General features: G+C 67.2%; 10 protein-coding genes and 2 pseudogenes. 6 read left to right on the plus strand and 6 right to left on the minus strand.

The genetic code is table 11. The features are described 5' to 3' along the window. Positions 1–690: a molybdate ABC transporter permease subunit gene (gene modB / locus ACZ1H8_RS18245; protein ID WP_110156124.1), complete on the plus strand. Its 690-nt coding sequence runs from the start codon at positions 1–3 to the stop codon at positions 688–690. Further along, on the plus strand, positions 680–1,288 hold the full coding sequence (locus tag ACZ1H8_RS18250) for an ATP-binding cassette domain-containing protein (RefSeq protein WP_465178632.1): 609 nt from the start codon (positions 680–682) through the stop codon (positions 1,286–1,288). Before modB ends, ACZ1H8_RS18250 begins: the two co-directional genes overlap by 11 nt. Positions 1,289–1,291: 3 nt before the next feature. Here ACZ1H8_RS18250 and ACZ1H8_RS18255 read toward each other — a convergent pair whose 3' ends face one another. From ACZ1H8_RS18255 to ACZ1H8_RS18265, 3 genes and pseudogenes are all read right to left on the minus strand, one after another. Continuing rightward, a complete protein-coding gene (locus tag ACZ1H8_RS18255; RefSeq protein WP_465178633.1) occupies positions 1,292–2,551 on the minus strand; it encodes an RNA polymerase sigma factor in 1,260 nt (419 codons plus the stop codon). Between the two features lie 124 nt (positions 2,552–2,675). Beyond that, positions 2,676–3,026 (minus strand): annotated as a pseudogene (locus tag ACZ1H8_RS18260) (YciI family protein); the annotation flags it as partial. Positions 3,027–3,140: 114 nt separating this feature from the next. Beyond that, positions 3,141–3,647, minus strand: a complete 507-nt coding sequence (locus ACZ1H8_RS18265) for a DUF1993 domain-containing protein (RefSeq protein ID WP_465178634.1) — start codon at positions 3,645–3,647, stop codon at positions 3,141–3,143. 74 nt (positions 3,648–3,721) lie between these two features. Between ACZ1H8_RS18265 and ACZ1H8_RS18270 the strand changes: the two genes are divergently transcribed. From ACZ1H8_RS18270 to ACZ1H8_RS18280, 3 genes are all read left to right on the plus strand, one after another. Then, a complete protein-coding gene (locus ACZ1H8_RS18270) occupies positions 3,722–4,111 on the plus strand; it encodes a hypothetical protein (protein WP_465178635.1) in 390 nt (129 codons plus the stop codon). An 83-nt stretch (positions 4,112–4,194) separates the two neighbouring features. Next, on the plus strand, positions 4,195–6,165 hold the full coding sequence (locus tag ACZ1H8_RS18275) for a TonB-dependent receptor family protein (protein WP_465178636.1): 1,971 nt from the start codon (positions 4,195–4,197) through the stop codon (positions 6,163–6,165). Between the two features lie 2 nt (positions 6,166–6,167). Next, positions 6,168–7,475 carry a PepSY-associated TM helix domain-containing protein gene (locus ACZ1H8_RS18280; RefSeq protein ID WP_465178637.1) on the plus strand — a complete coding sequence of 436 codons (1,308 nt, stop codon included), beginning with the start codon at positions 6,168–6,170 and terminating at the stop codon, positions 7,473–7,475. 21 nt (positions 7,476–7,496) lie between these two features. On the opposite strand, the gene ACZ1H8_RS18285 is transcribed toward ACZ1H8_RS18280, so the two are convergent. After that, positions 7,497–8,600: a PepSY-associated TM helix domain-containing protein gene (locus ACZ1H8_RS18285; protein ID WP_465178638.1), complete on the minus strand. Its 1,104-nt coding sequence runs from the start codon at positions 8,598–8,600 to the stop codon at positions 7,497–7,499. A 2-nt stretch (positions 8,601–8,602) separates the two neighbouring features. Beyond that, the gene (locus tag ACZ1H8_RS18290) at positions 8,603–10,810 is read right to left on the minus strand and encodes a TonB-dependent receptor (RefSeq protein WP_465178639.1); all 2,208 of its coding nucleotides are present in this window, start codon (positions 10,808–10,810) and stop codon (positions 8,603–8,605) included. Positions 10,811–10,976: 166 nt separating this feature from the next. Between ACZ1H8_RS18290 and ACZ1H8_RS18295 the strand changes: the two genes are divergently transcribed. After that, positions 10,977–11,387, plus strand: a complete 411-nt coding sequence (locus ACZ1H8_RS18295) for a hypothetical protein (RefSeq protein WP_465178640.1) — start codon at positions 10,977–10,979, stop codon at positions 11,385–11,387. A 35-nt stretch (positions 11,388–11,422) separates the two neighbouring features. On the opposite strand, the pseudogene ACZ1H8_RS18300 reads toward ACZ1H8_RS18295, so the two are convergent. Continuing rightward, positions 11,423–11,691 (minus strand): annotated as a pseudogene (locus ACZ1H8_RS18300) (transposase domain-containing protein); the annotation flags it as partial. Between the last annotated feature and the right edge of the window lie 120 nt (positions 11,692–11,811).

An 11,811-nucleotide genomic window follows, 5' to 3' on the forward strand; every position in this document is an offset into this window, starting at 1 on the left:
ATGCTGACCCCGGCCGAATGGGGCATCGTCCTCCTGTCGCTTCAGGTGGGCCTTGCCGCAGTCCTGTTCACGCTTCCGTTGGCCTTTGCGCTCGCCTGGATACTTGCACGTGCACGTTTTCCGGGGCGGGTCCTGCTCGATGGACTGGTCCATCTGCCACTGGTCGTGCCGCCGGTCGTGACCGGCTGGCTGCTGCTGCTGGCCTTCGCGCCGGAGGGCCCGGTCGGGGGCCTGCTCGAGCGGATGTTCGGGGTCACCGTGCTGTTCCGCTGGACCGGCGCCGCGATCGCCGCGGGGGTCATGGCGCTGCCGCTGATGGTCCGCGCGATGCGCCTGTCGATCGAGGCGGTCGACCTGCGGCTGGAAAGCGCCGCGCGCACGCTGGGCGCATCGCCCTGGCGGGTGTTCCGCACGATCACGCTGCCGCTCAGCCTGCCCGGGATCGTCGCCGGGGTCGTGCTCGGCTTCGCGCGCGCACTGGGCGAGTTCGGCGCGACGATCACCTTCGTTTCGAACGTCCCCGGCGAGACCGAGACGCTGCCGCTTGCGATCTATTCGGCGCTGCAGATGCCCGATGGCGAGGCGATGGTGCTGCGGCTGTCGATCATCTCGGTCCTGCTCTCGCTCGCCGCGCTCGTCGCCTCCGAACTGATCGCCCGCCGCGCGGGGAGGCGGATGCATGTCCTTTGACGTCGAGGTGACCAAGCGGCTCGGCGACACCGAGGTCCGCTGCCGGATCGAGCCGGGCGAGGGGCTGACCGTGCTGTTCGGCCCGTCGGGTGCCGGCAAGACCAGTGTCCTCAACATGGTGGCGGGGCTGCTGACCCCGGATGACGGCCATATCCGGGTGGGCGGCACGATCTTGTACGATCGTACAACAGACGTACCGGTCGCGCGCCGAAGGGTGGGTTATGTGTTCCAGGAGGCGCGGCTGTTTCCGCACCTGCGGGTTCGCGCCAATCTGCTCTACGGACGGCGCGAGGATGCCGGGGGGCTGGGCGTGGACGAGGTGATCGCCTTTCTCGGCATCGCGCCGCTGGTCGACCGCTGGCCGCGCAGCCTGTCGGGCGGCGAGGCGCGGCGGGTGGCGATCGGGCGGGCTTTGCTGTCAGACCCCGCCTTTCTGTTGCTCGACGAGCCACTGTCATCGCTTGACCGCGCCAGGCGTGAGGAGATCATGACGGTGATCGAGCGGCTGCGTGACGAGGTGAAGCTGCCGATCCTGATGGTGACGCATGATCGCGGCGAGGCCGAGCGGCTGGGCAATCGCATCGTCGAGATGGGCTGAACCCTAGCCGCAGGCCTCGGCCCGCGCGAGCAGGAACGCGCGCTCGCGGGCATTGCGGGTGAGCGCCGCGGCGGCGTGGAAGGCCTCGCGCGCCTCGGCCAGGCGGCCGGCGCGGAACAGCAAGTCGCCGCGGGCCGCGGGCAGCGGCGCATATCCCCGCAGCGCCTCCGCCTCGGCCAGCGCGTCCATCAGCGCCAGCCCCGCCTCGGGACCGAACGCCATGTTGTGTGCGACGGCGCGATTGAGGTCGACGATCGGCGAGGGCATCACCTGCCGCAGCCGGTCGTAGAGGCCGGCGATGCGGTGCCAGTCGGTAGCCTCGGCGGTGGCCGCGCGTGCGTGACAGGCGGCGATCGCTGCCTGAAGCGCATAGGGACCGTCCGCGCCGCCCAGCGCCTTGACCCGGGCGAGGGCAGCAAGACCGCGCTGGATCAGCAGCCGGTCCCAGCGCCCGCGATCCTGCTCGGTGATCGGCACGAAGCTGCCGTCCGGGGCGCTCCTGGCAGCGAGGCGCGACGCCTGGATTTCCATCAGCGCCAAAAGGCCGTGGACCTCGGGCTCATCGGGCGCGAGGCCGGCGAGGAGCCGCCCGAGCCGCTGTGCCTCGGCGCAGAGCGCGGGGCGGACCAGGTCGTCGCCGCTGGTCGCGGCATAGCCCTCGTTGAAGATCAGATAGACGACCTCCAGCACCGAGACGAGCCGCGCGCCGCGCTCCGGCCCGTGCGGAACCTCGAACGCCAGCCCGGCGGCGGCGATCGTCTTCTTGGCGCGCACGATCCGCTGCGCGATGGTCGGCTCGGTGGCCAGGAATGCGCGGGCGATCTCCTCGACGGTCAGGCCGCCGATCAGGCGCAGCGTGAGCGCGATCCGCGCGTCGGTCGGCACGACCGGGTGACAGGCAGTGAAGATCAGGCCGAGCAGCTCGTCGCCGATATCGTCGTCCATCGCCGCCTCGATCGCCTCGACGTCGGTCGTGCGATCGCTCCCCTGATCGTGCCCGATCTCGGCATGCTTGCGCTCGATCATCCGGGCGCGGCGCAGATCGTCGATCGCGCGGCGCTTTGCGGTTGCCATCAGCCAGGCGCCGGGGCGGTCGGGAATGCCCGTCCTCGGCCATTCTGACAGGGCGATCACCAGCGCATCCTGCGCCAGCTCCTCCGCCCGGCCGATGTCGCGCAGCATCCGCGCCAGGCCGGCGATCAGCCGCGCCTGTTCGATCCGGAACACCGTCTCGATCGCTCGATGACTATCGCTCGCCGCCACGCCGCCTGTCTGTCGCCTTCACGCGGCGAGGACAAGCGGCGGCCGCCAGGATCGCTCAGTTACCGGTTTCGTCGCGCAGCTTTGCCTCGCGCTCGACGATGTCGGGCGTCAGCACTTCGGCGAAATCCTCCATCTCGTAGAAGGGGCGGATCTCGATCTCGCTGGGGCCGAACATCGGGTTGGGGCAGCGCTTCACCCACTCGACCGCCTCGTCCATGTCCTTGACCTCCCAAAGCCAGTAGCCGGCGACCAGCTCGCGGGTCTCGGCAAAGGGGCCGTCGATCACGGTGCGGCCGGGGCCGTCGAATGCCACCCGCTTGCCGAAGGACGAGGGCTTCAGCCCGTCTCCGCCCAGCATGATGCCGGCCTTGACCAGTTCCTCGTTGAAGCTGGTCATCGCCTCGAGCAACTCGGGGGTGGGCATGCGACCCGCTTCGCTATCCTCGGTCGCCTTGACGAATACCATCACGCGCATCTTCGATCTCCTTGCTGCGGAACAACGATTGCCGTGTTCCCGATCTGACGACGAGCGAGCGCTGGCGGATTCGACAGCCTCGACGAATTTTTTTTGCGGCCCCGTCGCGAGGGGTCAGAGTCCGCCGAGATAATCCATCTTGCCGACCGGCACGCCCTTCATGCGCAGGATCGCGTAGGCGGTGGTCAGGTGGAAGTAGAAATTGGGAAGGGCGAATTCGAGCGCATAGGCGCGGCCCTTGAAGGCGAAGCTTTTCTTGGCGGTCTTCAGCTCGACATCGGCATCCTCGCGCCCATTGATCGCGGCCGGATCGACCGAGCGCAGAAACTCGACCGTCCTCGCGATCCGCGCCTGGAGTTCGTCGAAGCTCTTTTCCTCGTCGGGCATCACGACATTGTCGATCTGGCCCAGCCGTACCGCGGTGAACTTCGCCGCATCGCTGGCGCGCTGCACCTGCGAGGTCAGCGGGCCCATGTCCTCGTAGAGGCGCGCTTCCAGCAGCCGCTCATGGGGGATGTTGCAGCCATCGGCATGGGCACGCGCCTTCTCCAGAAGGTTGGAAAGCGCGTCGAATCCGCGGAGGAAGGCCGGGATCGTCAGATCATAGAGTTCGGTTGCCATGACCCGAAAATAGGATTGCGGGGGTCGCAAGTCGAGAGGTGGACAGCGCCCGGCGAAGCGCCTAGCGCGGCGGCGTGACCGGCACACGCGCCTTTCTTCGCACCCCGATCGCGATCACCCTGATCGCGCTGGCGCTGACGGTGCGCGCGATGATCCCGGCCGGCTGGATGCCCGCGACCAGCGGCGCCTTCGCCGTGACCCTGTGTACCGGCGGCATGGTCTCGACCGCATGGGTCGATGGCGAAGGCCGCATTCACAAGGAGAAGCCGGGCGAGTCGAACACGGCCGAGCATTGCGCCTTCGCCGGCATGGCCCAGGCGATGCTGGGCAGCGACGTGCCTGCGGTCGTGGCCCCCGTCGCGGCGGCGATCGCCGACACCCGCTCGCGCCTGTCGGCCGTCTCCATCGGCAGAGGCCTGGCCGCTCCGCCACCGCCCTCGACCGGACCACCCGCCATCCTCTGAATTCCGATACCCGGCAGGTGCCCGGGTCGTGATCCTGCGTGTGCGGCGCCCCTGCGCCGGCGCGCATCAGAGGTGGTACATCAATGAAACTTCGTGCGTTGCTGCTCGCGGGGCTGGCCTGCGGCATTCCTTCCTTCGCCCTTGCCCAGGTGCAGGCGGATCCCAACATCATCGTTCTCGGCGAACGGGTGCCGATCGACCTGCCGCCCGGCGGATCGGACATCGTCCCGGCCGAGGAGTTCGAGAACAAGGTCGCCGTATCGCTGCGCGACGCGCTCGCCTTCTCGCCCGGCATCTATGCCCAGCCGCGCTTCGGGCAGGAGGTCCGCATCTCGATCCGCGGATCGGGCATCAGCCGCGGGTTCCACATGCGCGGGCTGACGCTGCTGCAGGACGGCATCCCGATCAACCTTGCCGACGACAATGGCGATTTCCAGGAGCTGGACCCGCAGGTCTTCGAGCGGATCGAGGTCTATCGCGGTGGCAACGCGCTGCGCTTCGGCGGATCGACGCTGGGCGGCGCGATCAATGCCGTGACGCCGACCGGTCGCAGCGCCAGCGGGCTGGAGGTGCGGCTGGACGGCGGCAGCTTCGACACGGTGCGCGGCAAGCTGGCCTATGGTGTGTCGCAGTGGGCGGGCGATGCCTTTGCCGCGGTGACGCTCGACCGTTCCGACGGTGACCGCGACCATGCGGAGCGGTTCGCGCTGCGCTTCAACGGCAATGCCGGGCTGCGGCTGGGCGAGGGGATCGAGACGCGTTTCTACGCCTCGATCAACCATATCCGGCAGGAGCTGCCGGGCTCGCTGACATTGTCTCAGGCGCTGACCAATCCCGCGCAATCGCTGCCCGCCAATAGTGCCGGCGATCAGGCGCGCGACATCGATTCGATCCGGCTGCAGAACCGGACCGTCGTCGACCTCGGCGCGGGGAGGGTCACGTTCGGCGCCTATTGGAATACCAAGCAGCTGTTTCACCCGATCTTTCAGGTGATCGACCAGAAGTCGGACGATCGCGGCATCTTCGCCAGCTATGACTGGTCCGGGCAGCTCGCGGGAATGCCGACCCAGATCGTGGTCGGCACCCAGGCGCGGTTCGGGACCGTCCATGCCCGCCAGTTTGTCAATGTCGGCGGCAGGCGCGGAGCTCCGACCGCGGAGGTGTGGCAGCGGGCGCAGACGATCAACAGCTATGGCGAGTTGCGCATTACCCCGATCGCGGGCCTGACCCTGATCGGCGGCGCGGTTCAATCGAACGCGACGCGGGATATCGACAATGTTCGGGTTCCCACCAACAGCGCGCGCCAAAGCTATGATGCCTTCTCCCCCAAGCTCGGCCTGTCGTGGACGCCGCTGGCAGGCGCGGAGGTCTATGCCAATTACAGCCGCTCGGCAGAATTCCCCGGCTTTGGCGAACTCGTCCAGGCGCCGCTGGCGGGCTTCGTCCCGCTCGATCCGCAACGCGCCTGGACGATCGAAATCGGCACGCGCGGCGCGCGCGGGATCGCGCGCTGGGATCTCAGCCTGTACCGCGCCGACCTGACGGGCGAGATGCTGCAGTTCACGACCGCTCCGACCATTCCCGCCGCGACCTTCAATGCCGATCGGACCCGGCATCAGGGCGTCGAGGCAAGTCTCGCGCTGGCGCTGACGCCATGGGCCACGCTGCGGCAGGTCTATCTCTACAGCGACTTCCGCTTCCGCGACGACGCCCAGTATCGCGACAACCGGTTGCCGGTCGTCCCGGAGCATCTGTGGCGTGGCGAACTGAGGCTCGGCACCGCGCGTTTCGCCGTGACCCCGCGGGTGGAGTGGGTGCCGCAGGGCGCGTGGGCGGATTACCGCAATACGGTGAAGGTGCCCGGTTACGCGTTGCTGGGGCTGGGTGCCGAAGCCGATCTGGGCAAGGTGTCGCTGTTCCTCGACGCGCGCAACCTGACCGGCAAGCGCGCGATCGGCGATATTTCCGCCGTCGTGCAATCCAGCGCGGAAACTGTTGCCTTCTATCCCGTTGAGCGCCGCGCCGTTTATGGCGGGCTGCGTGCGAGGTTCTGAAGATGGGTAACCTCTATCGCACCGCCTGGCGCTGGCATTTCTATGCCGGGATCGTCGTCCTGCCGGTCATGTTGTGGCTGGCCGTGACCGGCGGCCTGTATCTCTACAAGCCCGAGATCGAGCGGCAGGTCTATCGCAGCTGGAGTCAGGTCGAGGCGTCGGTTCCGGCCAGGCCGGTCACTGCCCTGATCGCGGCGGCGGAGCGGACCTCGGGCGGTCGCGTCACCCAGGTGACGCGGCCCGCGGGGGCTGACGAAAGCTGGCGCGTCACGCTGCAGATGCCTGATGGATCGAAGCGACTGGGGTTCGTCGATCCCTATCGCGGGGTGCTGCTCGGCACCGCGGCAGGCGGCGGGATCATGGCGACGATCAAGGAACTGCACAGCCTGGCGATCACCGGTCCGGTGGGGAATGCGCTGGTCGAGATCGTCGCGGGATGGGCGATCATGCTGGTGATCACCGGGCTGATCCTGTGGTGGCCGCGCGGAGGATCGCCGGCGATCGGGCTCCGCGGCCGGCCGCGCAGCCGGCTGTTCTGGCGCGACCTTCATGGCTCAATCGGGATCCTCGCGGCGGCGGTCGTCCTGTTCCTGGCCGTCACCGGAATGCCCTGGACGGTGTTCGCCGGCGCCAAGCTGAACCAATGGGTCGCCGCGCAGGGGCTTGGCCGGCCCGAGCGACCGGGGCCGAAGGCGGCAGTGCATGACGAGCATGAGGGCCATGAGGGGCATGGCGGCAAGGCGACCTTGCCCTGGTCGATGCAGTCGGCGCCGGTGCCGCAATCCTCGGGGCCGGTGGCGGTCACTCCGGACCTGATCGCGTCGCGCGCGCAGTGGGTCGGCATGACCGCGCCCTGGACGATGACGCTGCCGGCTCGCCCCGGTGCGCCCTATCTGGTGTCGCACCTCGCCACGCGCGCCGAGGAGGCGCATGCCGTCTATCTCGATGCCGCGACCGGCGCGGTGATCCAGGATGCCCGCCGGGCCGACTTCGGCGCGGGCGCGAACGCGATCGAATGGGGCATCGCCGTCCATCAGGGCCAGGAATATGGCGAACTCAACCGTCTGCTGATGCTGTTCGGTTGCATCGCCATCTGGGTGCTGGGCATCACCGGCACGGTGATGTGGTGGAAGCGCCGCCGCGACGGCCGACTGCGCGAGCCGCCCCGCGGCGACCCGCGTCGCGAGCGCGGGCTGGCCGCGGCGATGCTGGTCCTGGCAGTTGCGCTGCCGTTGACCGGACTGACGATGCTGGCTGCGCTGCTCGGTGAGGCGGGGTGGCGGCGGCTGCGCACGCGACAGACGGGTTAAGGTCGGCCCCTCCGCACGGGATCAGCGGGCGGCAGCCTGCTGATCCATGACGGCGGTCGGCCGCCGTGCAGGACGCTTCTTCGGGCGCTTGAACCAGAAGGTCCACACCGCGAAGCTGCCCAGCAGCGTCATGGCGAGGCCGGAAAGGGTCATGACAAGGCGATAGGCCAGGCCGCCGACCTTGGCGGCGTGAAGCGGATAGGCGGTGTTGAAGACCTGTGCACCCATCGGCATCGTGAGGGCGTCGCGCGCGGCCAGCATCTGTCCGGTCGATGCGTCGAACCACAGGGTAGTGCGGCCATTGGGCAGCCATTCGGCCTGCTGGCGCATCCGCAGCGTGATCGGGGCACCGGGCTTCGCCGGCAGCGACAGGATACGGAACTCCGCACCGGGGAAGCGCTGCGCGGCGGTGCGTAGCAGCGCGGTCAGGTCGAGATCTGGGTTCAGCGGTCCGCTGATCAGCTTGGGCGGCGTCATCGACTGTTTCACCTCGGCCGCCGAGGAGAAGGGCGCGGTGACCAGATTGGCGACGGGCTTGAAGATCATCATCGTGCCGGTCAGCGCGGACAGGAACAGCAAGGGCGCCATGACGATGCCCAGGTCGCGGTGATGCATCACGATCGCGGGACGGCTCATCCGCGCGGGCCACAGCTTGAACTTGAAGGTCCGGCGCGTGCGCCACCACAGGATCGCGCCCGAGACGACGAAGAAGATCGCTGCCAGTCCGGCGATACCGATCACCGTCTCGCCCGTGTCGCCGGCAAGCAGATGGTGGTGAAGATCGAAGATCCACAGCTCGGGGCGCTCCCACTGGCTGTGCCAGCTGGCCACCAGATTGCCGGCCTGATCCGCATAGGCGCCGCTGCCCTCGCCGGTGCGCAAGAGGTGCAGGCCGAAATCGGGGTTGGCATAGATGATGCCGTCCACTTTGCCGCCGCCCTCGGCCATCAGCTTTCGCGTCGCCGCTGCGATCGTCTCGACGTCTCCGGCCAGCGGATCCTGGGCATGGGGCAGGCGGATCCAGGCGAAGCGGTGGACCAGGATCGCGCCGGTCAGGCCGAGCATGGCAAGGACCAGCCCGAGCAGCCCGCCGGTCCAGCGATGGAGGAGATCGAGCAGCCGCATCGTCAGAACCGATAGTCCCAGCCGAGCGTCAGGGTCCGCCCGCGTCCGGCGAAAAAGGCGAAATTGTCGGTCGGGAGCCGGGTATCGCTGCTGTAATCGATATAGAATTTGTCGAAGAGGTTGAGCGCGCTCAGCGACAGCGCGCCGAAGCCGATATCATAGCGGATGCTGGCGTCGGTCAGCGTATAGCCGCCGAAATCGTTGCGTGGATCGGGGTTGGCCTTTCCGTGGAAGCTGCGCGCCAGATAGAAATTGGTCTGGACCAGCGCCGCGAGCCGCCCGCGGGCATAGCTGGCCGACAGGTTCAGGCGATCGGGCGAGATGTTGACGCCGTCAAGATCGGTGTCGACGATCCCGTCGGGATTGGCGCTGTCGCTGTCATAGCGGCCCTTGAGATGCGCATAGCCGACCCCGACGCGGAGCCCTTCGACCGGGAGTGCGAAGCGCAGGCTGAGTTCGAGCCCCTTGATCTCGACGCGCTGGCGCTGGACGTCGAAGATGCGGTCGGGGCGGGCGATCAGTAACTGGCCCTTGTCGCTGGACGACCAGAAATAGGTTGCGCTGGCATCGAGCGGGCCGCGCTTCACTTCGAATCCGATCTCGCGATTGTTCGAGATGATCGGGCTGATATCGAGGAAATTGTCGAGGTCGACGCCCGGTCGGTTGATCGACCGGGTGATGCGGCCGATGTCGGGGACGGTGAAGCCCTCGGCATAGCTGGCATAGGCGCGGATGCCCTTGACCGGCTCGATGATGACGCCGCCGTTGAGCAACAGGTCGGAGAAGCTGGGGCGGCCGCCCGAAACCGCGACGCCGCCATAGGTGGACGGGTCCGTATTGACGAAGGTGGTCGAGGCGAGCGTGCGATAATCGTCGATGCGGATCTCGACATTCTCGTACCGCGCACCGCCGGCGAGGCGGAGCATGCCGTCGAACAACTTGAGATTGGCCTGGGCGAAGGGGGCGATGCTGCGGAAGCTGCTGGGCGGCACCCAGACACGGTTGGTGGCGATCAGCCGCTGTTCGGTCTTGTCGGTCAGCGCATCGACGCCGATCGTCGCGGTCAGGTCCTCGAAGCCGGGCAGGGCGCGTTCGTAGCTGAGCTTGGCGCCCAGCTTGCGCGAGCGGTTCTCGGACTGGTCGAACAGCTTGAAACTGGGATCGAGCGCCGGATCCTGGAAGGTCGCGATCGGGTTTATCTCGCCACCGAACGTGTCGTGGGTGCGATTGAAGAAGATCTGGGCGATCAGATTGCCGCCCGCCAGATTGGTGTCGGTGAAGGTCAGCGCGACGCTCTCGGTCCGGCTGGCAGCGGGCTTGCCCGGGGCGTCGCCGCGGATCGCCGAGGTGGGGACGCCGGTCAGGCGATTGCCGGCCAGCGCGATATAGTCGCCATCGCCCTTCATCTCGTAGCGGCTGGCGATCAGGTCGAGCCGGGCGGTGTCGGAAACGGCATAGCCGAGCCGGGCGAAGCCGTTGGTCGTCTGTGAATCCTGGGTCTCGCCCTGGGTCAGGTTGATTCCGATCCGGCGACCGTCGCCGTCATAATAGGCGCCGCGCTTTTCATAGACGCCGCCGATCGTCGCATCGAACCGGCCCGAGCGATACTGGAGCAGCCCGCCCAGCTTGCCGCCAAGCCCGTCGTCATGGAAGCCGGTGTCGGCGGTGCCCTGAACCAGGATACGGCCCGACAGGCCTTCCTTGCGCGGCGCGCCGACGGTGACCTGGTTGACGATGCCGCCGGTGCCGCCGACGCCCTGAAGCGCGTTCGAGCCATAGATCAGCTCGACCCGATCGACGAAGAAGCCGTCGATGGTGAAGCCGTCGCGGCTGCCGTCGCGCAGCGGCGTCGTCTGCGGGATGCCGTTGATCGCATAGAGCGGCGAGCGGCCGCGCAGCGTCTCGCCCGATCCCGACAGCTTCTGGCGGGTGGGCGAGAAGGACGGGGTCAGCAGGGCGACCGCATCGACGGTGGAACCGGCAATCGCCATCTGCTGGTCGAGCGTCTGCTTGTCGATGATGTCGATCGTCAGGGGGAGGGCAGAAGGCGGCAGGATGGTGCGCGCGGCGGTGACGACGATCTCGTCGTCAAGGTCCTCCAGCTTCTGCTCCCCGGCCGCCGGACTGGCGCTCGGATCCTGGGTCTGCGCCTGGGCAAGGGTCGGAACGAGCAGTGCGAGCGCCACCAGCGGCAGGGAATGAAGCGACATGGCGGCGCGGCTAGCAGGCCAGATCGGCTAATGCAAACAATTCGCATTAGAGCGTTGCCGCCGTAATGAGGGCGCCCGGTCCCGACCTCAGGATAAGCGTGGTCTGATAACCGCGGAACGATGATAACCGATGGAAAGTGACCATGGCTTCCGCTAGCCTTGGCTTATGTCCGACCAGAATAAACTCACCCTCTGGTTCGAGGGAGGCGATGACCTCGGACAATTTGATGCCATGGTTTCGGCTAGCGGTTTTTCAGGTGAGACAGGGTATGTCGTGTTCACAGGCCAAGTGCGGAAATTCTTGGATGCGCTGGCTAATTTCCCGATTGCGATCCCCGTCGCGCTGACAATTGGAGAAGAGCTTGAGGACGGGCCATTACTGGCACTTGTCATAAGTCCAGATGATCGACGCGGGACCTTGCGAGTTCAAGTGTCACTGGCGGCCGACGACGATCGAACTCGCAGGGTCTCGACCGATTTCCTGTGTGTCTATTCTGATATCGAACGCTTCGCTAGTGAGGTTGAAAGCGCTCTTCGATCGGGCGGGACGGCGATTCTCGCTGCCGACCCAAATTAAAGGACCTTCCGCAACTGGGGCGAATTGCGACATGCCTATGCGGCGTCGGCGATCGTCTCGAAGTCTGGGCGCCAGTGCCACGGCATGAGCTCGTCCCAACGCGCCGCAGGCCAGTTGCCGGGGATTTTGGCGATGACGTCAGCGACGTAAGACTGCGGCTCGACAGGTTCAGCTTGCAGGTCTCGATCACCTTGTAAATCGCGGGGGCACGTTGGCCGCCCGCCTTTGATCCGGCGGACAGCCAGTTCTTGCGGCTGATCACGATGCTGTGGATCGCGCGTTCGGCGATGTTGTTGTCGATCTCCAGCCAGGGGGTCTTCAGACGTCGCTTACCTCAGCGCGGAGCGGAACCGCCATCCCCTAGAACCGCCGAAATAATCCCCGCGCCGGGCGGCTCACACGTCCCGGACGCTTAGCCGACAAA

This window comes from Sphingomonas sp. BL-S-25, assembly GCF_055521555.1.

Excerpts from the sequence above, each read along its gene's own strand:
- ACZ1H8_RS18285 (WP_465178638.1), bottom strand. The coding sequence starts at position 8,600 with ATGCGGCTGCTCGATCTCCTCCATCGCTGGACCGGCGGGCTGCTCGGG.
- ACZ1H8_RS18265 (WP_465178634.1), bottom strand. The coding sequence starts at position 3,647 with ATGGCAACCGAACTCTATGATCTGACGATCCCGGCCTTCCTCCGCGGA.
- ACZ1H8_RS18250 (WP_465178632.1), top strand. The coding sequence starts at position 680 with ATGTCCTTTGACGTCGAGGTGACCAAGCGGCTCGGCGACACCGAGGTC.
- ACZ1H8_RS18290 (WP_465178639.1), bottom strand. The coding sequence starts at position 10,810 with ATGTCGCTTCATTCCCTGCCGCTGGTGGCGCTCGCACTGCTCGTTCCG.
- ACZ1H8_RS18295 (WP_465178640.1), top strand. The coding sequence starts at position 10,977 with ATGTCCGACCAGAATAAACTCACCCTCTGGTTCGAGGGAGGCGATGAC.
- ACZ1H8_RS18280 (WP_465178637.1), top strand. The coding sequence starts at position 6,168 with ATGGGTAACCTCTATCGCACCGCCTGGCGCTGGCATTTCTATGCCGGG.
- modB (WP_110156124.1), top strand. The coding sequence starts at position 1 with ATGCTGACCCCGGCCGAATGGGGCATCGTCCTCCTGTCGCTTCAGGTG.
- ACZ1H8_RS18275 (WP_465178636.1), top strand. The coding sequence starts at position 4,195 with ATGAAACTTCGTGCGTTGCTGCTCGCGGGGCTGGCCTGCGGCATTCCT.